The sequence below is a fragment of the Halorubrum cibi genome (genome assembly GCF_900182635.1).
Classification (GTDB): domain Archaea; phylum Halobacteriota; class Halobacteria; order Halobacteriales; family Haloferacaceae; genus Halorubrum; species Halorubrum cibi.
Genome location: NZ_FXTD01000009.1, coordinates 74,903 through 96,830, shown reverse-complemented (window position 1 = coordinate 96,830; position 21,928 = coordinate 74,903). Strand labels below are relative to the sequence as shown.

Sequence of the window (21,928 nt, the reverse complement as noted above, 5' to 3'; positions counted from 1 at the left end):
GGACGGGCCGCTAAGCGTCAGGCAGGCAATGCGGCGTGACTACTTCGAGTTGACCGTCGAGGGCGTCGGAAACGACGCCGGCGAGCCGACGACCCCGCTGGTTCGCATCGACTTCCACGGACCGGAGGGGCTGTTACGCGATCGGCTCTCGAACGCGGACGGCGACCTGCTCTCCGCGGGCGCGATCGACGTGGCCTTCCGGCTCCGCGAGCCGCTCGAGAGCGGCGACGCCGAGGGCGTCGTCGGCGTGACGAACCGGTTCACGGGCGATTTCGTCCTCGAACTCAACGAGACCGCAAACGACGTGCTCCCCTTCATCCGCGCGGCGCGTGAATCCGTCAACGCCGCCGACGGCGACGACGCGCGCTACCGCGTCGAGATAGACATCGACGGCGATCGCCTCGTGAGCTACGACAAGGAGACGTTCCTCGTGTACGACCACGAGGGGAACCTCCTCCGGAGCGAGAGCCTGATCCCCTCGGGCGTCGAACTGTGATTTCGGTCCGTCCCGTCTCGACGCCCCGGATCACAGACTGACGTTGTCGGCGACGAACCGCACCGAATCGCCCGGCCGCAAGTCGAACGCCCCGTCCCCGCGGCCGTCGTTGACGTCGCACTCCGCGTAGCCGTGGCTGCCCACGGTGACGAGTCGCTCGCCGGGATCGACCGCGCCGAACGTCTCCGCGACCGGCGTGAGGTCGCCGTCGACGCGGACCCAGTCGCGCCCGCGGACCAGTTCGCCGGGGACGTTGGTTATCACGTTACCGAAGCGGTCGATCGCGAGCACCTCCCCGTCGATCGCGGCGGCGTCGCCGTCGCCGTCGCGCTCGACGCTCGGCTCCGGGAAGACGAGGTCGAAGGGGTCGCTCGCGGGCGAGAGGTCGTCCATGGCATCGAGCGCGTCGGCGACCGCCTCGGGGTCGGTCGCGATCGACTCCTCGCCGGCCGCTCGCTCGTCGACGGCTTCTCGGACGCGTGCGGCGGTCGGCGCGAACACGTCGCGGCCGTGGAACGTCTCGCTCGCCGGGTCGTCGACCGCGATGCTCCACGCCTCGATATCGGACTCCTCGGCCGCCAGCGCCCGCGCCGGAGGCATCGCGAGGCCGTTGTCGGGCGCGACGATGGCGTGCGAGCCGGCGCGGACGACGATGGCGTCGCGGTCCGTCCCCACGCCGGGGTCGATCACGGCGCAGTGGACCGCGGGCGGGAACTCCGGGAGAACGAATCGGAGCCAGAACGCGGCCGCGCGCGGGTCGCCGCGCGGCAGATCGTGGGCGACGTCGATCAGTTCGGCGTCCGTGTGCCGGCGGATGACGCCCTTCATCGCGGCGGGGTACGGCGAGCCGAAGTCGGAGGTGAGCGTGATCATACCGGAGTCGGCGTCCGGCGGACGCTTAAAAGGGACGGACGGCGTCTCCCGAGCGACCAGCGCCGACAACGTGTATAAGTCGATCCGGTGGCGGCGCCTCGAGGACGGTCATCGCGCCCGAACCGCGGTGATCGAGCTACTGGTCCGAGGGATCGCCGCCGTTCGAGTCGGTCTCGGCGATCCGACGGATGCGTTCGGCGCCGCCGACCTCCTCGATCACGTCGACGACGGCGTCGGGAACGAGGACGTCCCAGTCGCCCCCGCGGATCATGCGCTCCCGGAGTTCCGTCCCCTCCAGGACGTCGCGGCGGAACATCGGCGACTGGCGAACCTCGACGCCGGCCTCCTCGAAGAGCCGCACGACGAGAGGGTTATTCGAGTACGCCACGTCGAACCGCGGGGTCATGCTCCGGACGTGGCTGACCCACACCGAGTTGCGGTCGAGGTCCTCGATGGGGACGACGTAGGTGGTGACGTCGAGGTCCTGGACGGCCTTCGTGACCATCATCACCCGCTCTCCGGCGGTGAAGGGGTTACGGGTCGTGTGCGAGTCGCCGGCGGAACCGATCCCCAACACCAGCTCGTCGACCTCCTCGGCTATCTCCTCGACCATGTGTCGGTGGCCGTCGTGAAACGGCTGGTACCGCCCGATGTAAAAACCCCGCATGCGTACACGATGTGGTGTCGAATTTATAAACCCCGTGGGACCCGAACGCCGACGTATACGGGCGTTATATGCCGATATCGGAGGTCTAACGCGTTGGGGCGCGAGTGTCGCGGGGAGAAAGTATATCAGTAGCCGACCCTTCCGTTCGGGTAACGGATATCGATTCTATGAGCAACGAGAAGGACACGAACGACCCGCCGGAGGAGGACGCCGCGCCCCCGGACGACTCCGCGTCGGAGGAGCCGGACGAGGACGTCCGGCGTCCGACCGAGAACGGCGAGGACGCCCCCGACGAGGAGCGTCGGGGCCGCTCCGGAGGTGGGGCGGATCACACGGAATCGGACCCGATCGACGACGGGTTCCGCGAGCCCGAGGTCGCCCCGGTCGAGGAGGACCCGACCGACGGCGACGCCTCTGTCGTCGGGGACGACCTCGACGAGAACGGGATCGACCCCGGAGACGGGGGACTCGAGTCCGTCGAGGACGAGAGCGACGACCCCGACGACGGCGGGATCGACGACCTCGGCAGCACCGTCGAGGTCGAGGGCGCGGAGATCGATGAGGACCCCGACGAGGACGACCTGCTCGGGGGACTCAAGATCGACACCACCTCCGAGATCTCGATCCCCGACCGGCTCGTCGACCAGGTGATCGGGCAGGAACACGCCCGCGACGTGATCATCAAGGCGGCCAAACAGCGCCGCCACGTGATGATGATCGGCTCGCCCGGGACCGGGAAGTCGATGCTCGCGAAGGCGATGTCCGAACTCCTCCCCAAGGAGGAGCTTCAGGACGTCCTGGTGTATCACAACCCCGACGACGGCAACAAGCCGAAGGTCCGGACCGTCCCGGCCGGCAAGGGCGAACAGATCGTCGACGCCCACAAGGAGGAGGCCCGCAAGCGCAACCAGATGCGGTCGCTTCTCATGTGGATCATCATCGCCGTCGTGTTGGGCTACGCGCTCATCATCGTCGGCCAGATCCTCGTCGGCATCATCGCCGCCGGGGTCGTCTACTTGGTCTTCCGCTACCTGAACCGCGGCTCGGACGCGATGATTCCGAACCTGCTCGTGAACAACGCGGACACCAAGTCCGCGCCGTTCCGCGACTCGACGGGCGCACACGCCGGCGCGCTCCTCGGCGACGTGCGACACGACCCGTTCCAGTCCGGCGGGATGGAGACGCCGAGCCACGACCGCGTCGAGGCCGGCGCGATCCACAAGGCGAACAAAGGCGTGTTGTTCATCGACGAGATCAACACGCTCGACATCCGGAGCCAGCAGCACCTCATGACGGCGATCCAGGAGGGCGAGTTCTCGATCACGGGCCAGTCCGAGCGCTCCTCGGGCGCGATGGTCCAGACCGAGCCCGTCCCGACGGACTTCGTCATGATCGCGGCCGGGAACCTCGACGCGATGGAGAACATGCACCCGGCGCTGCGCTCCCGGATCAAGGGGTACGGCTACGAGGTGTACATGGAGGACACCATCGAGGACACCCCCGAGATGCGCCGCCAGTACGTGCGGTTCATCGCCCAGGAGGTCGCCAAGGACGGTCGGCTGCCGGAGTTCACGGCGGAGGCGATCGAGGAGGTCATCCTCGAGGCCAAACGCCGCTCCGGGCGGAAGGGTCACCTGACGCTTCACTTCCGGAACCTCGGCGGGCTCGTCCGCGTCGCCGGCGACATCGCCCGCGGCGAGGACGCCGAGTTCACCACCCGCGAGCACGTGCTGTCCGCGAAGGGGCGCTCGCGCTCCATCGAACAGCAGCTCGCCGACGACTTCATCGAGCGCCGGAAGGACTACGAGCTACAGGTCTCGGACGGCTACGTCGTCGGCCGCGTCAACGGGCTCGCCGTGATGGGCGAGGACTCCGGGATCATGCTCCCGGTGATGGCCGAGGTCGCGCCCTCGCAGGGGCCGGGCGAGGTCATCGCCACGGGTCAGCTGAAGGAGATGGCCCAGGAGTCGGTCTCGAACGTCTCCGCTATCATCAAGAAGTTCTCCGACGAGAACATCTCGGAGATGGACATCCACATCCAGTTCGTCCAGGCGGGCCAGCAGGGCGTGGACGGGGACAGCGCGTCCATCACGGTCGCGACCGCGGTGATCAGCGCACTGGAGAACGTCGGCGTCGACCAGAGCCTCGCGATGACGGGGTCGCTGTCGGTGCGCGGGGACGTGCTCCCCGTCGGCGGCGTCACCCACAAGATCGAGGCGGCCGCGAAGGCCGGCTGTACGCGGGTGATCATCCCGCAGGCCAACGAGCAGGACGTGATGATCGAGGAGGAGTACGAGGACATGATCGAGGTCATTCCGGTGAGCCACATCAGCGAGGTGCTCGATATCGCCCTGGAGGGCGAAGCCGAGAAGGACTCGCTCGTCTCCCGGCTCAAGTCGATCACCGGCTCGGCGCTGAAAGACCAGGGCGTCTCGAGTCCATCCAGTCCGAGCCCGCAGTAGCGCCTCCGTACGGCCTCGGCCGTTCCCCGCCCCTTTTTGTACGGTCGAGAACGTACTGAACTCCATGTCCGGAAAGCCGACGGTCGGCGAGTACATGACTCGCGACGTCGAGACCGTCAGCCCCGACGACACCGTGGCGTCGGTCGCGAAGCGGATGGTCGAGACGGCGGGTCACAAGGGGTTTCCCGTCACGCAGGGACGGACCGTCGAGGGGTTCGTCTCCGCGGGCGATCTGCTCTTGGCCGACGACGACGCCCCCGTGTTCACGGTGATGTCCGAGGACCTGATCGTCGCCCATCCCGAGATGAAGGTCACCGATGCGGCCCGCGTCATCCTCCGGTCGGGGATCCAGAAGCTCCCGGTCGTCGACGACGCCGACAACCTCGTCGGGATCATCTCCAACACGGACGTCGTTCGCTCGCAGATCGAGCGGGCGACCCCCGGAAAGGTCGGCAAGCTGATGCGCACGCTCGAGCAGATCCACGGGGTGGCACTCGACGAGGAGCGCCGCGAGGTTCGCCTCGACGACCTCACGCCGACGCAGGCGCGGGTGTACGCCGACGAGCTGGAGGGGAGACAGTACGAGCTGGACCGGGGGCTCGCCGAGCCGCTCGTGGTCATCGACAACGACGGCGTCCTCCACCTCGCCGACGGCCACCACCGCGTGATGGCCGCCCACGACATGGGGATCGAGACGATGGACGCGTACGTCATCGTCACGAGGAGCCCGGTCGACCTCGGCATGGCGAAGACCGCGGAGAAGGAGGGCTTGGAGTCGATCGCCGACATCGAGGTCGTCGACTACGCGCGTCACCCGCTCGTCGAGACGACGAAGCGGCTCCAGTGACCGCGGCCGGGAGCTTTTTCGAGTCCGGCGGAGACTTGGAGGTATGTCCGAGTATTCGGTCCGTGCGGAGTGGGAACGGCTCTCCGCGGTCAGGGTCCACACGCCGGGGCTGGAGCTGTGGTCGGGAAGTCTCGCGCCCGAAGCGAACCTCTTCGAGGACCACGTCCCGCCCGAGCAGGCGCGCCGGGAACACGAACAGCTCGTCGACACGCTGGAGTCGACGCACGTCGAGGTCCACCGCCTGGCGGACGACCTCGCCGGCGACGCGCTCGACGACCTGACGCGGGACGCCCTCGAGGACGGCGACGTCGACCGCGTCGACGACGTGCTCGCCGCTTTCTCGCCGCGCGAGAAGCTCCAGATCATTCTCTCGCGGCCGAGCCTCACGCCCGAGACGACCGCGGACGGCGGGACCGACGGGGCGTCGATGACGCTCGATTCGCCGATCTCGAACGTCTACTTCCAGCGCGACACGACGATCGTCGGGGACCGGGGACCGATCCTCTGTCACATGTCGAAGCCGATCCGGCGACGGGAGGAGCCGATCGTCAAGCGCGCCTGGGAGTCGATCGGCGCGGACCTCCGCTACGAGATGACGGGCGAGCCGCTGGAGGGCGGTGAGTTCATGCCCGCGGGCGAGTTCGCGCTGCTCGGCGTCTCCGCCGAGGTCGACGGCGAGGAGCACGTCATCCGGACCAGTTACGAGGCGGGCGAGCGGTTGATGGCGGACGGGGCGGTCGGATACGACGAGTTCGGGCTGGTGCGCGCCCCGCTGGAGGCCGATCGAAGACACCGGGTCGACCGCGGGCTCGGCTCTCGGGTGATGCACCTGCTCGGCTGGTTCAACATCGCGGCCGAGGGGCTCGCCGTGCTCGACGCCGACCTGGCCGAGGCGGCCGACGTCGACGTGTACCGGAAGCGGGGCGACGTCTACGAACACAGCCACACCACCTCGACGCTGGAGTACGTGCGCGACGAGAAGGGGTTCGACGTGATCGACGTCGCCGACGGGGAGCGGTGGCCGACCAACTTCCTCGCGATCGACGACGGCACGGTGATCCCGCTTTTCGAACCCGACGACGAGGGGGAGTATCGACCCGAGAACAACCCCACGATCGAGGCGCTCAGCGCCCGCGGCGTGGAGGTCCTGCCCGACGGGGTCGGGATCCCGCGCGCCGCGCTCACGAACGGGGCGGGCGGCCTCCACTGTATGACGACGCCGATCGCCCGCGAGTAGGGCCGCCGGAGTCGAGCGACCGCCCGCCGTCGCGCCCGCCCGACGGACACCTTTTTGTAAACGAGCCGAGTAGTTCGGGGTATGGGACGAATCAGAACCGCGATCTCACGGGCGAAGTACGCCGCCGTCGGCGCGGCCCTCGGGGCGGCGATCGGCGGGTTGGTGAACCGGAACGCCGCGAGCACCGGCGGCGCGCTCGGCGGCCTCGCCGGCGCGACTATCGGGGAGATCCGGGTCGGCGAGTGTGATCTCTTCGGCGGTCTGCGGTCCGAAGACGGGGCGGAATCGGGCGACGACGCGGAAGCGAGCGACTCGACCGTCTGAGACGGGCGACCGTCGCGCCGTCTCGTTGAACGGGAAGGGTCCTCGGCCGACACACCGGGACGCATATACGAGTTCGCCCGCAGTTCTCCGAGTATGACCACCGACGAGAGCGACGCGGGCTGGTTCGCGTCCGTCCCGCCCGACGACCTCGCCGCCGCCCGCGACGCGATCGACGGCGGGAGCGCCGAGTCGCCCGCGGACTGGCCGCGGCTCGCGGTCGAGTCTGGCTTCGCAGACGACTCCGACAACTACTACGACCGTCTCCGCGAGGCCACCCTCCACGCGACCCGCGAGGCCGTCGCGGAGCGCGAGCGCGCGGACGACCGGCAGCTGATCCACGCGGTCCGCGCCGTGGACGACTGCGAGCGCGTCGCGAACGAACTCGCCGAGCGGGCCGTCGAGTGGGCTGGGAGCCGCTTCGACGGCGTCGACTCCGGGATCGCGGGAGCCCGCGAGATCGCCGAGCGGGAGGCCGACGACGACCTCGACCGGCGGGTGATCTCGCTGGCGTCGCGCGCGGCCGCCCTCGCCGACGAGCGGGACGCGCTGGCGGCGACGATCGACCGGGTCGCCCCCGCGGTCGCGCCGAACCTCGCCGACATGGCCGGCCCGGAGCTCGCGGCGCGGCTGATCGCGCTCGCGGGCGGGCTGGAGTCGCTGGCGAAGAAACCTTCGGGGACCGTCCAGGTGCTCGGCGCCGAGGACGCGCTGTTCGCGCACCTCTCCGGGCGGGCCCCCTCGCCGAAACACGGGATCATCTACACTCACGAGTTCGTGCGGGGGACCCGCCCCGAGGACCGCGGGTCGGCTGCGCGGGCGCTCGCGGGGAAGCTGGCGCTCGCGGCGCGCGCCGACCACTACTCGGGCGAGTACCGCGAGGTGCTCCACGAGGACCTCCGCGAGCGGATGGCGACGATCCGGGCGCGGGCGGACGCGAACGGGGACGAAACGGGGGGCGACGATGAGTGACTCGCTTCCCGCGGGCGTCGAACGCCGCGCGATCGACGGCGGGACGCGGCTGGCGACGCGCGGCCCGCCGGTCTACGGCGAGCCGACGGACGGCGAGTGGCGCGCCTGGGACCCCGAGCGCTCGAAGCTCGGCGGGATGTTCGAACTCGGGTTCGACACGGGGCTCTCCGGGGGCGAGACCGTGTTGTACCTCGGGGCGGCCTCGGGGACGACCGCGAGCCACGTCGCCGACTTCGCCGGGCCGACGTACGCGGTGGAGTTCGCGCCGCGTCCGACGCGGGACCTCCTCGACGTGGCCGAGGCCCGCGACCGGCTGTTCCCCCTCCTGAAGGACGCCCGAAAGCCCGAGACGTACGCCCACGTCGTCGAGAGCGGCGTCGACGCGATCGTTCAGGACGTCGCGACCCGCGGGCAGGCCGCGGTCGCGACGCGGAACGCCCGGTTCCTCGAAGACGACGGGCGGCTGCTGCTGGCGGTGAAGGCCCGCAGCGAGGACGTCACCGCCGAGCCGGACGACGTGTTTACCGACGTTCTCGCGGAACTCGAGGAAACCTACGAGGTGCTCGAGACCGAGCGACTCGACCGGTTCCACGAGGACCACCTCGGGGTCGTGGCGACGCCGAAGTGAGCCTCTCCCTTCGATGGGATCACCACGTCGGCGGCGAGAAGCCGGCGTTCTCGAGGAGGGGTTTCCAGCGCTGTTGGACGGAGAGCCGCGAGACGTCCATGGCGTCGGCGACGGCGGACTGGGTACGCTCCTGTCCGCGGATCAACGCGGCGGCATAGAGGCTGGCGGCGGCGGTGGCGGGTTTCGACCGCTCCTCGTCGGGGATCTCCGAGAGGAAGAGATCGGTCGCGGTCGAGCAGGCGTCGTCGTCGAGATCGAGGGTCGCGCAGGCGTCCTCGAGTCGGTCGATCCACTCGGCATTGTCGACGCGGTCACTCGCCCGGTACATGCCTCGTGGTTGGCGGCCGAGGTACAAAAAGGGGTCGCGGTTCTCGTTCGGCGGGGTCGGCTTGGCGTTCGTCAGGTTCTTGAATCGGTTTCGCCTACTGGTTAGCGCGCGCGGGTTGCCGAGCCAGGCCAAAGGCGTAGCGCTTAGGACGCTATCCCGTAGGGGTCCGCCGGTTCGAATCCGGTCCCGCGCACTGAACGGAAGCCGACGAGCGAAGCGAGTCGGCTGGAGCGAGGGAGCAGGAGCGGTTCGAATCCTACCGGTCGCGCGCAACGAGCGGAGCGAGCGCCTCGGATTACGTGGTGTTGCCTGGTTGCTGACGCAGTGAACACCGCCAACGCCCCGGCCGCGAGGACTCCCGCACTTCATGCCTCCCAGCCTCGCGGTTCACTCCCCGATCCCGTTTTCGGTGATGAATCGCCGAACTCCGAGGTACGCCACGGCCGCGAGGGCGGCGTAGATGGCGACGGTCAGCGTCGTCGCCGGGGCGGCGCTGTCGATCGCGAGACGCGCGACCGCGTTCGTCGGGCCGCTCGCCATCGCGCTCGCGCCGCCGAAGAGCACGAGCACGGCGATCGAGTAGAGGAACTGCGCGGCCCGGCGGTCGGGCGCGACCGCCGCGATCCCGGCGGCGACCCCGACGACGAGCGTCGTCAGCGCGGTCATGAGGAGGAGGATCGTCGGGACGTTGGCGACCGGCGTCCCGTTGAGTTCGAGAAGCAGGAGCCAGAGCAGGGCCTGTCCGGGAGCGATCGCGACCGCCGCGAGCGCCTTCCCGTCGACGATCTCTCCGATCGTCACCGGCGCGACCCGCAGTAGCTCGAGCGTTCCCCGATCCAGTTCCTCCGTGATCGAGTCGACGACGAGCGACCCCGAGATGAACACGGGGAGGAACACCAACACGGGGATCAACACCGTGTACGTGAACGTGAAGTACGGGCTGGATCCGGTCGAGTCGGGCACGGGGAGCGGCGGGCGACTCAGCGACTCCGCCCGCTCGACGCGCTCGACGCGCTCGTAGGTGCGCAACAGGTCGCGAAGCTGGACGACGATCACGGTCGTCTCGACGGTGGCGTCGGGCGCGGTCACCGCGACCGATATCCGTCCCGTGTCCTCTCGAGTCGCTATCGCCACCGCGTCGGCGGCGTTGCGGTCGAAGGCCGTTCGCGCCGCGGCCGGGTCCTCGTAGGGCGTCACCGACGCGCCCGGCACCTCCGCGGCGGCGCGTTCGAGGTCCGCGACCGCGTCGCCGGCGGCCGCGACCTCGACCTCCGCACCGTCGAGCGCGCCGGGATCGTACATCGAGACGAGCCCGACGACGAGGAACGAGGAGAACGCCGCGATGAACAGCTGGATGCTGATCGCGAGCAGGATCGTCTTCTCCGCCCGCAACCCGGCGATCTCCCGTTTCGCGACCGTCAGTCGGCTACCCATGGAGGCTCACCACCCCGAAGTTGTACGCGGCGTGAAGCAGCGTCGCGGCCGCGAGCGCGAGGGCGTACTTCGTCCGGTCCCGCCGCGCGCCGACGGCCGACAGCGTCGCCGTGGCCCCGTGGAGCGCGAGCGGCGCGAGGAAGAGCCCGGCGAGGAGGAGCGGGGAGAGCCCCGAGACGCCCGCGACGGAGCCGAAGGCGGCCCGGCCGACGTACAGCTCCGTGAGCCCGACCGCCTGGACGACCGCGGTCGCCTTCTCCGCGAGGAAGAAGCCGAGCCCGGAGGCGAGCCCGACCGCGAGCGCGACCCGGTCGGTCCGCGCGAGGACGCCGCGTTCGAACCCGGCGTAGAGGTGGACGCTCTTGGCGAGCTCCTCGATGAACGCGATGACGACGAGCAGGACGGGGATCGAGACGGTGACGGGCAGCGCGAACAGGATCGCGACCGCGAGCAACTCCGCGACGAAGACGAACGGGATCGTACACGCCGTGAGGAACGCGACCGCGACGAGTCCGCGCGCCCGGCCCGGGATCCGGGCCGCGATCCCCGTCGGCGGCGACTCGTGGACGCCCTCGCCGACCGCCGAGAGCCGGACCGCGAGCGCGTCGAGGAACTTGCGCGTCACCGGCTTCTGGGTGAAGAGGTCCTCCTCGCGGTAGACGCCGAGTCCGAGCCCGAAGAGAAGGGTGGCGGCGATCGCGGTCGGCCCCGTCGCGAACAGGAACTCCCCGATCGAGACCGCCTCCCCCTGAAGGTCGAAGACGACGAGCGTGAGCGGCGAGATCAGCGCGACGGGCGTGACGTTCGTGAAGATCGCGGGCACGAACGCGTAGGAGGTGAGGAGGACGCTCACCGCGACCGTGACGAAGGTGAGCTCCTTGAACGACCGCGCGAACACCGCGCCGACGAAGGTGGCGGCGAGGAACGTCGCCGCGATCGGGAGGACCGCGAGCACGGAGACCGCGCCGCCGCCGACGGCGAGGGCGATGAGGGAGGTGACCGCGACAGCGACCGCGACGTAGGGAAGCGTCTTGCCCGCGACGATCTCGGTCGGCGACAGCGGGGTGACGAGCAGCGGTTCGCCCCGCCGATTGGTCCGTTCCTCGAGCACCGACGAACCGTACGCCTGCGCGAGGAAGTTCATCGGGACGAGGAACGCGAACGCCAACACGAGCGACGCGAACGGGAACGGCGGCGTGATCGATCCGGGCGACCCGGTCGAGTCGGCGCCGAACGCCCCGCCGCCGATCGAGGGGACGGCGAGGCCGCCGGATTCGTCGTCGCCGCCGAAGGGCCACCACCCGCCGCCTCCACCCGACCCGTCACCCTCGCTCGCGTCTTCGCCTGCGTTCGCGTCTCCGTCGCCGTCCGCGTCCCCTTCCCTGTCCGAGTCATCCGATTCCGATCCGCCCCCGGTTCCGGAACCGTCGCCGGCGGCGGCCTCGCTTCCACCGCTTTCGTCGTCGCCTCCGTCTCCGCTCCCGCCGTCCCCACTCCCGTCGTCGCCCGCGGTTCCGGTGTCACCGCTCCCACCGTCACCGCTTCCACCGTCACCGGTCGTCGAGGCGTCGCCGAAGGTCGACCCCTCGTCGAGTGCCGATCCGCGGCTCGCGTATCGGAGCGTGACGACGACCGGAAACGCGGCGGTCTCGTTCGGCTCCGCGGCCATCAACCGCTCGTTGTGGGCGTCGACCGCCTCCCGGAACGACGCGGCGGCCGCCTCGCCTTTCGGCGTGTCGACCGCGCGGACGAAGACGTCTGCCGGATCGTCGGCCAAGTCGCCTCCGCCGCCTCGCACTCCCCGAACGATCAGGTCCGCCGTCGTTCCGAGCCTCGCCTCCTCGATCGGTACGGCGGTCAGGGCGGGCTCCGACTCGACCGCGTCCGCGTACGGCGACGCCGGGTCGACGCCGACTCGGTAGACGTCCCGGTCCACGTCGAGTCCCACGGCGTCGGTCGCCGCACCCGCGCCGAGGACGCCGCCGGCGACGGCGAGGAGCGACAGAGCGACCAGCACGGTCCGGCGGTCGACTTCGCCCGTCGCCCGCGACGCCTCCCACCTGGCGACCCGAACGACGCGCCGGGATCGACGCGTGACCCGCCGAACCGCCCGATCCGCGCGGCGGATCACTCAGGTCCCCTCGCTCGGTGCCGCCTCCGTCCGGTCGTCGGGACCTCGGTCGCCGCCCTCGGGCGACGCGGCGTCGCGGTCGGCTCCGTCGCTCTCCGCGCCGCCACGGCGACCGGGCATCGGTCGACCCACGATGTCGAGGAACACGTCCTCGAGGCTCGGCTCCCGGGTGCGGATGTCCACCACGGTTCCGCCGGCGTCCGAGACGATCTCCCGAACCCGCTCGACCGCGTCCATCGACGGCACGACCGTGCGGTAGCGGTCGCCGACCTCCTCGGCGTCCCCGATCGCGTTCGCGTCGACGGCGGTCGCTCCCGAGCCGACCTCCGGCGGCACGTCGGTGTACACGTGGTAGGTCGTCTCGCCGTGTCGCTCGCGGATCCCGTCGACGGTGCCGCGGGCGACGATCCGCCCCTCGTTCATGATGACGACGCGGTCGCAGACCGACTCGACGTGATACAGGTTGTGCGCCGAGAACACGACGGTCTTCCCCGCCTCCCTGAGTTCGCGGGTGAACTCCAGCACCGAGTTCGTCGTCACCGGATCGAGCCCGGAGGCGGGCTCGTCGTACACCAACACGTCGGGGTCGTTCACCAGCGACCGCGCGATGGCAACCTTCCGTTTCATCCCCTTCGAGACGTCGCCGAGCCGGCGGTCGCGGTGGTCGAGGTCGAGCCGGTCGAGCGCGCGCTCGATCCGCTCGTCGGCGACCGACCGGGGAACCTCGTAGAGGTCGGCGAAGAACTGGAGGTACGACGTCGCCGTCATCTCCTCGTACAGCGGCGACTCCTCCGGAAGGAATCCGAGGTGGTGGCGCATCGCCGACTCGGTGGAGTCGTATCCGGCGACGCGAGCCTCGCCGGAGGTGGGTTCTATCAGCCCCGAAAGCATCTTCAGCGTCGTCGTCTTGCCGGCGCCGTTCGGACCGACGATCCCGAACACCTCGCCGTCCTCGACCGAGAAGGTGCTGTCGACGACCGCCGAGAACCCGCCGTAGGTCTTCTCGAGGCCCGCGACCTCTATCATGGGCTCGGGTCCGGCGGGGGCCGGGTTAAACCCACGCCCGTGGGTATCAACCGCGAGAACGTCCGGCGGATCCCATCGTCGCCTCTCCTAGTCGTCCGCCCAGGCGTCGCCGTGGGCGCGGTAGCCGTCGAACTCCCCGCGGTCGATCTCCCGTTCGATCTCGCGTTTCGTCTCGCGGTCCAACCCGAGGAGGTGACAGAGGGGGTGGCCGGGTGCCGCCACGGGGTTCTCTAACGCCCCGAGGATCAGCCCGTCGAAGGGCGCGCGGACGACGCGCTCCTCGGTCTTGAAGTGGTTCGTCACCGTACATATCGGGTCGTCCTCGTGGACGAGCGGGTACGGCCCCCACTCCATCTCGACGAGCCCGCCGGCGTCGGCGCGGAGCCACCGCTTGGTGGCGTCGGCGGCGGTCGATTCGTACCACCCCGGCCAGTGGACCGGCTCGTCCGGGAGGACGCCGTACTCCGCGAGGACGCTCTCGACGCCCTCCAAGGCCTTCTCGATCAGAGTGCGCTGGAATCGGTGTGCCCGCCCCATCTCGACGGTGACCGTCGGGATCCCGTCGGCGGTCGCCACGGACCGTAGCGAGCCCGCGTCGCCCTCGCCGTAGAGGACCACGTTGGTGGCGAACGCGCGGGCGAGCCGCGAGACGTCGGGGTCCTCGAGGTCGGCGCGCGCGTGATAGATCGTCGTCCGATTCCGGGTCGACGTGTGGAAGTCGAGCCCGAGGTCACACGGCGAGACGAACCGGCGGTAGATCTCGTGAGCCATCCGCTCGGTCGTGTTCGCGCCCTCCCTGCCGGGGAACGACCGGTTCATGTCCTGGTCGTAGATCGGCGTGTACCGCTGTTGGGCCTCGAAGGCCGGGACGTTACACGCGTGGAGACAGACGAGCGTCCCGTGGAGTTCGCCCGGCTCGTACCGGTCGGCTATCTCCTGGACGACCTTGACGCCGTTGAGCTCGTCGCCGTGGATCCCGGCGCTGAAGAACACGGTCGGGCCGCCGCCCTCGCCGTTGATCACGGTGACGGGGATCCGGATCGGATCGCCGAGGTAAGTCTCGCCGACTCCGTAGCGGACGTGACGCTTCTCACCCGGGTCGACCTCGGCGTCGTAGCGGAACGGCTCCGGCTCGGCACGCGAGTCGTTCATGTGATCGAGTCACACGACGATCCTAAAACCCCTCGGGCGGCGGCGTGGAATCGCGCCCGGAACCGTCGTGAATCGGCTCGGGAGCGATACGGAGCGGTACGTACCGCTCTTAGGAGCCGTTATCTATCGTTCGTTCGAATCGCCGACAACGAATGGCGTCGGAGATCGACACGGCCACCGAACTGCCGCCGGAGTACGAAACGCTTCACGTCGGGATCGGACTGTACGACTCGGTCTCCGGGAAGCTGCTCGACGCGAACGATCGGCTGTCGTCTGTTCTCGGATACCCGGTCCCGACCCTGTGTGAGATCACGCCGAACCGCTACACCGCGAACACCTACTCGTACTCCGAGTCGGGATTCATCGAGCGACTTCGTGCGGCTGCGGAGGGCGAGACACGTCAATTCCGGTGGCGGGTCAAGCGTGCGAGCGGCGAGTTGGTCTGGGTTCAGTTCCATCTCTCACCGGCGGGAGTCGGCGGTGCCGACTGCGTTCGCGCGGAGGTACGCGACATCACTGATCACTACGAGACGACCCATCGCGAGGAGCTACTCTGGCGCGTCCTGCGACACAACCTCCGGAACGACGTGACCGCCCTCGTCGGCTATAGCGAGCGTATCCGGGAGGAGTCGGACGCGCCGACCGTCCGTGACGCGGCCGAGACCGTCGCCTCGCGGGCGGCGAGCGTCGGCGGGCTCGCGGACGCGGTCAAGCAACTCCAGCACGCCGTCGAGGACTCCGAGGCGAACCGCGAGTACCGTCACGCGGGAGCCGCGACGGAGGCCGTCATCGAATCGACCGCCGCGAAGTACCCGTCGGCGGATCTCACGCTGATCGATCGGAGCCCGATGTGGATCCACGTCGACAGGGCCTTCGAGTACGCGATCTCACACGCCCTCGAGAACGCGATCGTTCACGCGGAGACGTCCACGCCCAGCGTGACGGTCGAGATCGGCCCCTCCCCGAACACGGGCAGGGTCGAGATCGACGTCAGCGACGCGAACCCACGGATCCCGGACGCCGAGGTCGACGGACTGTTCGATCCCAACAGACGCACCAGTACGTCTCACGGGTCGGGACTCGGCCTGTTCGTAATGAAGTGGTGTATCGAGTCTCTCGGCGGGGAACTCGACATCGAACGGGGCTCTCGTGGAAACACCGTGTCGTTTTACCTCCCACCACGGGAGCCGGGCACGGAGACGTCCCGGACCGAGTGAAGCGTTTTCCCGCCGCCAACACGGGGACTCCGCCCTCGTTTCCCCGGTGAGATCGTCTCGTTACCCCTCTCAGCGTCGAAAACGAGGCGTCGACAGGCTTACCCGGCCCTCTTGAGTACGATCCCGCCATGACGGAGGGCAGTGGGAACGACCAGCACGCTCCCGACTGCGAGTCCGGCCCGGACATCGATCCCGCGGTCGCCGCGACGGCCCGCGAGGAGTTGCGGACGACGTTCACCTATCAGGTCGAACGGCTTCGCGAGATCGACACCAAGGCCATCGAGATCCTCAAAGCCAACCTCGTGCTCATCGGGATCGTCGTCACCGGCGGGTCGATCGTGGTCCAGACAGAGGTCGACCTCGGCGGGTTCCTCAACCCGTTCACGCTCGCCGGCGGGCTGCTGCTTCTCGTCTCGACGGGACTAGCCGCGGTCACCTACACCGCCTCCGACCTCCGCGGCGGGTTGAGCATCGCGGACGTGGACGCGATGATCGCGGCCGAACGGGAGCGAGGATCGCCCGTGGACGTCGAGGACCGGGACGCCGATGACGCGGGATCGACGACGCCCGGATTCGACGAGCGCCTGCTCCGTAGCTACGCCGAGTGGATCGACTACAACGCCCGAGTCACCGCCGTCAACGACCTGCTCGCGACGGTGACGGTGCTCCTCGTCTTCCTCGCGTTCGTCTACGTGGTCGCCGGCGTCGCGGTCGGCGCGGCCGGGCTCTCGGCGGCGGAGTCGTGGGTCTCTTTTGCCGTCCTGACGGTCCTCGGCGGCGGATTCACCTGGATAGCCGCGCACATGGACCACCTCGGCCCGGAGACGAGACACGCGGCGGCGTCGTTCGACGGTGTCCAACTCTCGAAGGGGGCCGACAGAACCGAGGCGTGGTCCTCGCTTCTGGCGATGCTTGGACGGGAACCGTCGGCGGAGTCGGCGGTGAAATCGCCGGCGGCGGAGTCGTCCGATCCGAGTGAGGGGACGGGAGAGGAGAAAGACGGGAAACGTAGCGACGGCTGACTACTCCTCTTCTTCCTCTTCGACCGGAACCCGGCCTCGCTCCCAGACGGCCCGTGCCGAAGTGTCGTTCGGGGCGGTGTGTGTGACGTCCTTCATCGTGTCGCGGTCGGCGTCGGTCATGGTGGCGGCAGTAGCGCGGATCCGCGTATTAACGCTTCGTGAAAAGAGATACCGATACCTTATATTATATAATGCCCGTCGCCGCTATCCGGAGTACCCTCGATCGAAGGGGTCAATCTCCTCGGAGCCGGGTTCGTCCTCGTCGCGGGTGAATCCGGGTCCGCCGGTCGCCAGCTCGAAGACGAGTCCGTCGGGGTCGCTGAAGTAGATGCTCTTGAAGTAGGTGCGGTCTTTCACCTCCGAGACGTTGACGCCCCGATCGCGCAGGTGCGACCGCCACTCGCGGAGCGTCTCCTCGTCTTCGACGCCGAACGCGAAGTGGTGGCTCGCGCCGGGTCCTGGGTTTCCCCGCGAGTCCGGGTACTCGAAGTACGTGACGTTGGTGCCGGGCTCGCCCTCGGGCGTCGGCGAGAAGTAGTAGTGGGGCGTCCCCGGATCGTCGTAGTTCTGGGTCCGCTTGACCGTGTGCCAGCCGAGGACGTCCTCGTAGAACGCGACGGTTTCCTCCATGTCCGTACAGATGTTCGTCACGTGGTGTAGCCCCGTGGTCGGTGGCGCGTCTCCCATAGCGGAACGTGAACGTCCACCGTGAAAGGCGTTGGCGAGAAAGGTCGGTTCGCGAGCGATCGAACGAGCGGAAGCGAGACGAGGCGGGACGGGGTGAGGCGAGGCAGCCTAGAAGAGGCCGAACCCGACCGCGTACGGCCACGCGGATCCGCCGACGGCCAGCAGCGCGAGCGCCGCGCCGGCGCCGTACAGGTTCTTGAGGAACCCCGTCATCTCGTTCTGTTTCTCCTCGGGGTCGTCGACCGACCAGAAGTCGTGCATCGTCACGGCGGAGACGAGCAGGAAGACCGCGAGCGCGCCCGCCGAGAGGACGGGGAACGCCCCGGCCGCGACGCCGAGCCCGCCGAGAACCAACAGCAGTCCGGAGGCGACCACCGAAAAGCGCGGCGCGGGAAGTCCCTTGAACTCCGCGTAGCCGGCCATCGAGTCGACGTCCATGAAGTGGTTGAGTCCCATGAACGCGAGAGTCGCACCGAACAGCAGGCGGCCGAGCAGGAACAGTTCGCCGGCGAACGGCGCATCGAGCTGGAGCGGTAGCGTCGTGAATTCAGCTAACATCGTGTAACTACGTGTACGAACGCAACCTATATATCGCTTCCCGGACAAATGGGTTAGTAGGTAACACCGATGTCATCACAGGACCTCACGGGAGCCGACCCGGCGGCCGAACGTACGGATGCGACACCGGACACGCCCTGTCCGATCGTCGACTCGATCGAGCAGATCGGCTCACAGTGGCGGCTCGTCGTCCTCTACGAGCTACAGAACGGCGAGCGTCGGTTCAACGAACTCAAACGCGAGACCGACGCGAACGCCCGCACCCTCTCACGCGTGCTCGATGACCTCCAGGAGTCGGGATTCGTCGACCGTCGCATGGAGGAGGACGCTCCCGTCGCGACCTATTACAGCCTCACCGACAAGGGCGAGTCGCTCGCGCCCGTCTTCGCCGAGATCGACGAGTGGGCCAACGAGTGGCTCGCCGAGTGTAACGCGTAGCGCCGAGCGTAACGCGTCGCTCGCTGAACGACTCGCGTGGGGATCGTCGCCTCGCCGACTCACCTTATATTCCTATTAGTCCCTCCCGTGTCACCCGAGTAACTATACGAAGTCTTGAAGTAAGGTTTCCAATTATGTAGAGTTAAGATGGCGAAGTCAAACAAGTTCACCGTCGTTTCCGAACAGAACGATCACGATCACGCCGCAGTACGTGCGCATCCTCGCAACGAGACGTACCACATCGTCGACTACGCCGACGGGACCGCCCGCGAGCGCGTCGCCGACCTTCCGGCCGGGTCCGTCGTTCAGATGGAACTCTCCCGCGCCGGTCGGCGGAGCAACGTCTGGCGTGCCGAGTCGGTCCGTGTCGCGGAGACCGACGGCGGCGTCGAGCTCGACGGATAGCGGGATCGAGCGGTCGAGCGCGCTCTTCTCTCTCGTCTTTCCCGCCGGTCGACCGCCTACTCGTCTGGCGTGAGCCGCGGGTTCGTCACCGCGCCGATCGACGCCGAGGAGAAGTCGCGGCCGTACTTCGCCAGCACGCCGCCCTCGTAGGGGGGCTCCGGGGCCTCCCAGCCCTCCGCGCGCTCCGTGAGTTCCTCCTCGGAGAGATCGACCGTGAGATCGCGGTTCGGGATGTCCACCGTGACGTGATCGCCGTCCTCGAGGAAGCCGATGGGGCCACCAACCGCCGCCTCGGGGGCGATGTGGCCGATCATCGGACCGCGCGTCCCGCCCGAGAACCGTCCGTCGGTGAGCAGCGCCACGTCCTCCTCGTGGCCTGCGCCGACGACGGCGGCGGTCACGCCGAGCATCTCGCGCATGCCGGGACCGCCCGTCGGCCCCTCGTTCCGGATGACGATCACGTCGCCGGACTCGATCTCGCCTGACTGGACGTACTCCATCGCGTCCTCCTCGTTCTCGAAGATCCGCGCCGGCCCCTCGTGGTGGAACGCGTCGTCGCCGGTCACCTTCAGCACCGCGCCGTCGGGCGCGAGGTTCCCGTCGAGGATCTTGATCGCGCCCTCCTCCTCCTTGGGATCGTCGACGGAGTAGAGGAAGTCGGCGTCGATCGCGTCGTCGTCGGGGAGGTCGCCGTCAGCTTCGAGTTCGGCGATCTCCTCTTCGATCGTGTTGCCGGTCACGGTCAGCTGGTCGCCGTGGAACAGGTCCGCCTCGAGGAGCCGACGGATCACGACGGGGACGCCGCCGATCTCGTGGAGGTCGTTCATCACGCGCGCGCCACCGGGCTGGAGGTCCGCGATCTTCGGCGTCCGCTTCGATATCTCGTCGAAGTCCTCGATCGAGAGGTCCACGTCCGCCTCCGCGGCGAGCGCGAGCAGGTGTAACACGCCGTTCGTCGAGCCGCCGATCGCGGTCTGGAGGGCGATCGCGTTCTCGAAGGACTCCCGCGTCAGGAGGTCGGACGGGCGGCGGTCGTTCTCGATACAGTCCATGACCAGCTCGCCGGCCTCCGCGGCCACTTCGTAGCGCTCCTCGTCCTCCGCGGGCGCTGAGGCGGAGCCGAGCGGCGCGAGCCCGAGTGCCTCGGAGATCGACGCCATCGTGTTGGCGGTGAACATCCCGCCACACGATCCCGCGCCGGGACAGGCGTGTCGCTCCAGGTCGTCGAGCTCCTCGCCGCTCATGTCGCCCTCGGCGTACGCGCCGACGCCCTCGAACACCTGGACGATCGTCACGTCGCGGCCCCCGTGTTGACCGGGCATGATCGAGCCGCCGTAGAGGAAGACGCTCGGTAGGTCCGTGCGGATCGCCGCCATCATCATGCCGGGCAGGTTCTTGTCACAGCCGGCGACGGTGACCAGGGCGTCCATCCGCTCGCCGAAGGAGACGAGCTCGACCGAATCGGCGATCACTTCTCTCGAGATCAGGCTCGCCTTCATCCCCTCCGTACCCATCGAGATGGCGTCGGAGATGGTGACGGTGCCGAACTCGATCGGCATCCCGCCGGCGTCGTCGATCCCGGAGAGCGCGGCGTCGGCCACGTCGTCGAGGTGGACGTTACACGGCGTGATGTCCGCCGCCGGGTTCGGCACGCCGACGATCGGCGAGGAGAGGTCGTCGTCGTCGAACCCCATCGCGCGGAACATCGACCGGTGCGGCGCCCGGTCGGCACCCTCGGTCACGTCCCGGCTCCGGAGGTCTTCGTCCTTCTCGCCCGCGAATCGATCCGCGTCGTCCGCACGCCGTCGGGAGCGTTCATCCCCGTCGGGTCGCGGCTGCTGTTCGCTCATGGTCGTACCTGTCGCTCGGGGGTCTTAAACGAACCCACCCGAACAAGTCCGTCCGGAAACGGGCCGTCGGGCGGACGGTTCGCCCTTCGGTCTCGGTGCGGTCCGGTCAAAACGTCGATCTCGGACGCGACGTCTCTGAACCGATCGCTGGATCGAGTGTGCTTATAGAACGGGTGTTTCGATCGGAAACGAGTTGATGAAAATGAGACTGTTGCTGGGGCGGTGACGGTCTCCAAAGCCCCAGTCGCGAGGACTCGCGCGGCTTGCTGCGCGCCTCGCTCGCGATGCTCGCTCCGGTGCTTACGTCGCCGGGCGTCGCCCTCGCGACAGCGAGGCGCTCTGCGCCTCTGGCAGCCGGCGGCTCCGCCGCCGGCGACTGCCCCTTTGAGTCCCACCCCGCACAGCACCGCACCTCATGCCTCCCCAACCTCGCCGCTCGCTTCGCTCGCGGAATCCCTCGCGGGCTCCTCGCGCCCCTCCGGGGCACTCGGAGGCGCGCCACCGCTCCAGCGATCGCTCGTTGCTTCGTCTGTAGTGAGCATCCGCGAGTGAAGCGAGCGGTTCACCGACGGAGCCGTCGAAGACGGCGGAGTCGGCTTTTTCCCTCCAGGTTTTTCGAGGAGCGGTTCCCGAAGCGAACGCAGTGAGCGAGGGCACCCGACGATGAAAAAGGTGGCTGTACTGAGCGAGACTACTCTGACCGTCTGGGATACGAGGCAGGCAAGCGATGTCCCGTCGGTACGCGTCAGGAGAGGAATCGGTCGCTGACGTCCTCGTCGGGGATCATACACTGGTCTTTCCGCCCGAACCAGTCGTACCGGTTGTCCGCGACGAACTCGTACAGTCGGTCGCGGATCGGTCGCGGAACGACCCGGCCGACCCCTGCGATCCGGTAGGGCCACCCGAGGATCTCCGCGATCCGGATCGCAGCCCCCGACTTCGTGTAGGTCTTTTCACCCTCCACGAGGACGAACGAATCGAACTCCTCGGTCGGGAAGTCGTGACGCTCCAACAGTGCCTGTCCCGGCTCCGACTGGAGCGCGGCGTACTTGAGTCGGCCTTCGGGATCCCGCGGGATCAGGAACTGAATGACCCCGTTACAGAGGTTACAGACGCCGTCGAACAGGACGACCGGCGTCTCCGGGGGTTCGGTGGACTCTACGGGTTCCGCGGGCAT

The 21,928-nt window shown here is 68.7% G+C and carries 22 protein-coding genes and 1 tRNA gene; 12 read left to right on the top strand and 11 right to left on the bottom strand.

The genetic code is table 11. The features are described from left to right. Nucleotides 1-28 precede the first annotated feature (28 nt). Nucleotides 29-496, top strand: coding sequence for a DUF5793 family protein (locus FN829_RS12410; RefSeq protein WP_142987283.1), 468 nt, complete (start codon nucleotides 29-31; stop codon nucleotides 494-496). 30 nt (nucleotides 497-526) lie between these two features. On the opposite strand, the gene FN829_RS12405 is transcribed toward FN829_RS12410, so the two are convergent. Continuing rightward, nucleotides 527-1,369 (bottom strand): SAM hydrolase/SAM-dependent halogenase family protein, encoded by an 843-nt coding sequence (locus FN829_RS12405; protein ID WP_142987282.1) that lies wholly within the window; start codon nucleotides 1,367-1,369, stop codon nucleotides 527-529. 136 nt (nucleotides 1,370-1,505) lie between these two features. After that, entirely contained in the window at nucleotides 1,506-2,036 is a 531-nt protein-coding gene (locus FN829_RS12400; RefSeq protein WP_142987281.1) for a nicotinamide-nucleotide adenylyltransferase, read from the bottom strand. A 167-nt stretch (nucleotides 2,037-2,203) separates the two neighbouring features. Here FN829_RS12400 and lonB point away from each other — a divergent pair, with 167 nt between their 5' ends. The 6 genes from lonB to FN829_RS12370 all read left to right on the top strand — a co-directional run bounded on the left by lonB (nucleotide 2,204) and on the right by FN829_RS12370 (nucleotide 8,503). Then, a complete protein-coding gene (gene lonB, locus FN829_RS12395; RefSeq protein WP_142987280.1) occupies nucleotides 2,204-4,498 on the top strand; it encodes an ATP-dependent protease LonB in 2,295 nt (764 codons plus the stop codon). Between the two features lie 64 nt (nucleotides 4,499-4,562). Then, complete coding sequence (locus FN829_RS12390; protein WP_142987279.1) at nucleotides 4,563-5,345, top strand: CBS domain-containing protein; 783 nt, start codon at nucleotides 4,563-4,565, stop codon at nucleotides 5,343-5,345. Between the two features lie 43 nt (nucleotides 5,346-5,388). Continuing rightward, nucleotides 5,389-6,582 carry an arginine deiminase family protein gene (locus tag FN829_RS12385; RefSeq protein WP_142987278.1) on the top strand — a complete coding sequence of 398 codons (1,194 nt, stop codon included), beginning with the start codon at nucleotides 5,389-5,391 and terminating at the stop codon, nucleotides 6,580-6,582. An 81-nt stretch (nucleotides 6,583-6,663) separates the two neighbouring features. Continuing rightward, entirely contained in the window at nucleotides 6,664-6,906 is a 243-nt protein-coding gene (locus tag FN829_RS12380; RefSeq protein ID WP_142987277.1) for a hypothetical protein, read from the top strand. Between the two features lie 93 nt (nucleotides 6,907-6,999). Continuing rightward, nucleotides 7,000-7,875, top strand: a complete 876-nt coding sequence (locus FN829_RS12375; RefSeq protein WP_142987276.1) for an NOP5/NOP56 family protein — start codon at nucleotides 7,000-7,002, stop codon at nucleotides 7,873-7,875. Then, complete coding sequence (locus FN829_RS12370) at nucleotides 7,868-8,503, top strand: fibrillarin-like rRNA/tRNA 2'-O-methyltransferase (protein ID WP_142987275.1); 636 nt, start codon at nucleotides 7,868-7,870, stop codon at nucleotides 8,501-8,503. The genes FN829_RS12375 and FN829_RS12370 overlap by 8 nt, the downstream gene beginning before the upstream one ends. Before the next feature lie 19 nt (nucleotides 8,504-8,522). On the opposite strand, the gene FN829_RS12365 is transcribed toward FN829_RS12370, so the two are convergent. Continuing rightward, nucleotides 8,523-8,831: a transcription initiation factor IIB family protein gene (locus FN829_RS12365; protein WP_142987274.1), complete on the bottom strand. Its 309-nt coding sequence runs from the start codon at nucleotides 8,829-8,831 to the stop codon at nucleotides 8,523-8,525. A 108-nt stretch (nucleotides 8,832-8,939) separates the two neighbouring features. On the opposite strand from FN829_RS12365, the gene FN829_RS12360 reads away from it, so the two are divergent. Beyond that, nucleotides 8,940-9,024 (top strand) — tRNA-Leu (locus FN829_RS12360). A 194-nt stretch (nucleotides 9,025-9,218) separates the two neighbouring features. Here the strand turns inward: FN829_RS12360 and FN829_RS12355 are convergent. The 4 genes from FN829_RS12355 to FN829_RS12340 all read right to left on the bottom strand — a co-directional run bounded on the left by FN829_RS12355 (nucleotide 9,219) and on the right by FN829_RS12340 (nucleotide 14,574). Continuing rightward, the gene (locus tag FN829_RS12355; RefSeq protein ID WP_142987273.1) at nucleotides 9,219-10,265 is read right to left on the bottom strand and encodes an ABC transporter permease; all 1,047 of its coding nucleotides are present in this window, start codon (nucleotides 10,263-10,265) and stop codon (nucleotides 9,219-9,221) included. Next, complete coding sequence (locus tag FN829_RS12350; protein ID WP_142987272.1) at nucleotides 10,258-12,396, bottom strand: ABC transporter permease subunit; 2,139 nt, start codon at nucleotides 12,394-12,396, stop codon at nucleotides 10,258-10,260. Before FN829_RS12350 ends, FN829_RS12355 begins: the two co-directional genes overlap by 8 nt. Next, nucleotides 12,397-13,422 carry an ABC transporter ATP-binding protein gene (locus FN829_RS12345; protein WP_142987271.1) on the bottom strand — a complete coding sequence of 342 codons (1,026 nt, stop codon included), beginning with the start codon at nucleotides 13,420-13,422 and terminating at the stop codon, nucleotides 12,397-12,399. A gap of 87 nt (nucleotides 13,423-13,509) precedes the next feature. Next, the gene (locus tag FN829_RS12340; protein WP_142987270.1) at nucleotides 13,510-14,574 is read right to left on the bottom strand and encodes a succinylglutamate desuccinylase/aspartoacylase family protein; all 1,065 of its coding nucleotides are present in this window, start codon (nucleotides 14,572-14,574) and stop codon (nucleotides 13,510-13,512) included. A gap of 152 nt (nucleotides 14,575-14,726) precedes the next feature. Here FN829_RS12340 and FN829_RS12335 point away from each other — a divergent pair, with 152 nt between their 5' ends. Both FN829_RS12335 and FN829_RS12330 read left to right on the top strand, forming a co-directional pair. Next, nucleotides 14,727-15,791, top strand: a complete 1,065-nt coding sequence (locus FN829_RS12335) for a PAS domain-containing sensor histidine kinase (RefSeq protein WP_142987269.1) — start codon at nucleotides 14,727-14,729, stop codon at nucleotides 15,789-15,791. A 128-nt stretch (nucleotides 15,792-15,919) separates the two neighbouring features. Further along, nucleotides 15,920-16,813, top strand: coding sequence for a hypothetical protein (locus FN829_RS12330; RefSeq protein ID WP_246066530.1), 894 nt, complete (start codon nucleotides 15,920-15,922; stop codon nucleotides 16,811-16,813). 204 nt (nucleotides 16,814-17,017) lie between these two features. Here FN829_RS12330 and FN829_RS12325 read toward each other — a convergent pair whose 3' ends face one another. Both FN829_RS12325 and FN829_RS12320 read right to left on the bottom strand, forming a co-directional pair. Next, nucleotides 17,018-17,500: a VOC family protein gene (locus FN829_RS12325; protein WP_142987268.1), complete on the bottom strand. Its 483-nt coding sequence runs from the start codon at nucleotides 17,498-17,500 to the stop codon at nucleotides 17,018-17,020. A 108-nt stretch (nucleotides 17,501-17,608) separates the two neighbouring features. Continuing rightward, nucleotides 17,609-18,058 carry a DoxX family membrane protein gene (locus tag FN829_RS12320; RefSeq protein WP_142987267.1) on the bottom strand — a complete coding sequence of 150 codons (450 nt, stop codon included), beginning with the start codon at nucleotides 18,056-18,058 and terminating at the stop codon, nucleotides 17,609-17,611. Between the two features lie 69 nt (nucleotides 18,059-18,127). Here FN829_RS12320 and FN829_RS12315 point away from each other — a divergent pair, with 69 nt between their 5' ends. Continuing rightward, complete coding sequence (locus FN829_RS12315) at nucleotides 18,128-18,496, top strand: winged helix-turn-helix transcriptional regulator (protein WP_142987266.1); 369 nt, start codon at nucleotides 18,128-18,130, stop codon at nucleotides 18,494-18,496. 147 nt (nucleotides 18,497-18,643) lie between these two features. Continuing rightward, nucleotides 18,644-18,901, top strand: a complete 258-nt coding sequence (locus FN829_RS12310) for a hypothetical protein (protein ID WP_142987265.1) — start codon at nucleotides 18,644-18,646, stop codon at nucleotides 18,899-18,901. Between the two features lie 56 nt (nucleotides 18,902-18,957). Here the strand turns inward: FN829_RS12310 and ilvD are convergent, their stop codons facing one another. Together ilvD and FN829_RS12300 are read right to left on the bottom strand one after the other, a co-directional pair. Continuing rightward, on the bottom strand, nucleotides 18,958-20,751 hold the full coding sequence (gene ilvD / locus FN829_RS12305) for a dihydroxy-acid dehydratase (RefSeq protein WP_142987264.1): 1,794 nt from the start codon (nucleotides 20,749-20,751) through the stop codon (nucleotides 18,958-18,960). A gap of 745 nt (nucleotides 20,752-21,496) precedes the next feature. Further along, on the bottom strand, nucleotides 21,497-21,928 hold the full coding sequence (locus FN829_RS12300; protein ID WP_142987263.1) for a thiol-disulfide oxidoreductase DCC family protein: 432 nt from the start codon (nucleotides 21,926-21,928) through the stop codon (nucleotides 21,497-21,499).

What these genes read in the sequence shown, in the direction of transcription:
- FN829_RS12325 (WP_142987268.1), bottom strand. Translation starts at nt 17,500, where the DNA reads ATGGGAGACGCGCCACCGACCACGGGGCTACACCACGTGACGAACATC.
- FN829_RS12335 (WP_142987269.1), top strand. Translation starts at nt 14,727, where the DNA reads ATGGCGTCGGAGATCGACACGGCCACCGAACTGCCGCCGGAGTACGAA.
- FN829_RS12385 (WP_142987278.1), top strand. Translation starts at nt 5,389, where the DNA reads ATGTCCGAGTATTCGGTCCGTGCGGAGTGGGAACGGCTCTCCGCGGTC.
- FN829_RS12410 (WP_142987283.1), top strand. Translation starts at nt 29, where the DNA reads ATGCGGCGTGACTACTTCGAGTTGACCGTCGAGGGCGTCGGAAACGAC.
- FN829_RS12315 (WP_142987266.1), top strand. Translation starts at nt 18,128, where the DNA reads ATGTCATCACAGGACCTCACGGGAGCCGACCCGGCGGCCGAACGTACG.
- FN829_RS12345 (WP_142987271.1), bottom strand. Translation starts at nt 13,422, where the DNA reads ATGATAGAGGTCGCGGGCCTCGAGAAGACCTACGGCGGGTTCTCGGCG.
- ilvD (WP_142987264.1), bottom strand. Translation starts at nt 20,751, where the DNA reads ATGAGCGAACAGCAGCCGCGACCCGACGGGGATGAACGCTCCCGACGG.
- FN829_RS12300 (WP_142987263.1), bottom strand. Translation starts at nt 21,928, where the DNA reads ATGCCCGCGGAACCCGTAGAGTCCACCGAACCCCCGGAGACGCCGGTC.
- FN829_RS12375 (WP_142987276.1), top strand. Translation starts at nt 7,000, where the DNA reads ATGACCACCGACGAGAGCGACGCGGGCTGGTTCGCGTCCGTCCCGCCC.
- FN829_RS12400 (WP_142987281.1), bottom strand. Translation starts at nt 2,036, where the DNA reads ATGCGGGGTTTTTACATCGGGCGGTACCAGCCGTTTCACGACGGCCAC.
- FN829_RS12320 (WP_142987267.1), bottom strand. Translation starts at nt 18,058, where the DNA reads ATGTTAGCTGAATTCACGACGCTACCGCTCCAGCTCGATGCGCCGTTC.
- FN829_RS12380 (WP_142987277.1), top strand. Translation starts at nt 6,664, where the DNA reads ATGGGACGAATCAGAACCGCGATCTCACGGGCGAAGTACGCCGCCGTC.
- FN829_RS12340 (WP_142987270.1), bottom strand. Translation starts at nt 14,574, where the DNA reads ATGAACGACTCGCGTGCCGAGCCGGAGCCGTTCCGCTACGACGCCGAG.
- FN829_RS12355 (WP_142987273.1), bottom strand. Translation starts at nt 10,265, where the DNA reads ATGGGTAGCCGACTGACGGTCGCGAAACGGGAGATCGCCGGGTTGCGG.
- FN829_RS12330 (WP_246066530.1), top strand. Translation starts at nt 15,920, where the DNA reads ATGACGGAGGGCAGTGGGAACGACCAGCACGCTCCCGACTGCGAGTCC.
- FN829_RS12365 (WP_142987274.1), bottom strand. Translation starts at nt 8,831, where the DNA reads ATGTACCGGGCGAGTGACCGCGTCGACAATGCCGAGTGGATCGACCGA.
- FN829_RS12405 (WP_142987282.1), bottom strand. Translation starts at nt 1,369, where the DNA reads ATGATCACGCTCACCTCCGACTTCGGCTCGCCGTACCCCGCCGCGATG.
- FN829_RS12370 (WP_142987275.1), top strand. Translation starts at nt 7,868, where the DNA reads ATGAGTGACTCGCTTCCCGCGGGCGTCGAACGCCGCGCGATCGACGGC.
- FN829_RS12390 (WP_142987279.1), top strand. Translation starts at nt 4,563, where the DNA reads ATGTCCGGAAAGCCGACGGTCGGCGAGTACATGACTCGCGACGTCGAG.
- lonB (WP_142987280.1), top strand. Translation starts at nt 2,204, where the DNA reads ATGAGCAACGAGAAGGACACGAACGACCCGCCGGAGGAGGACGCCGCG.
- FN829_RS12310 (WP_142987265.1), top strand. Translation starts at nt 18,644, where the DNA reads ATGGCGAAGTCAAACAAGTTCACCGTCGTTTCCGAACAGAACGATCAC.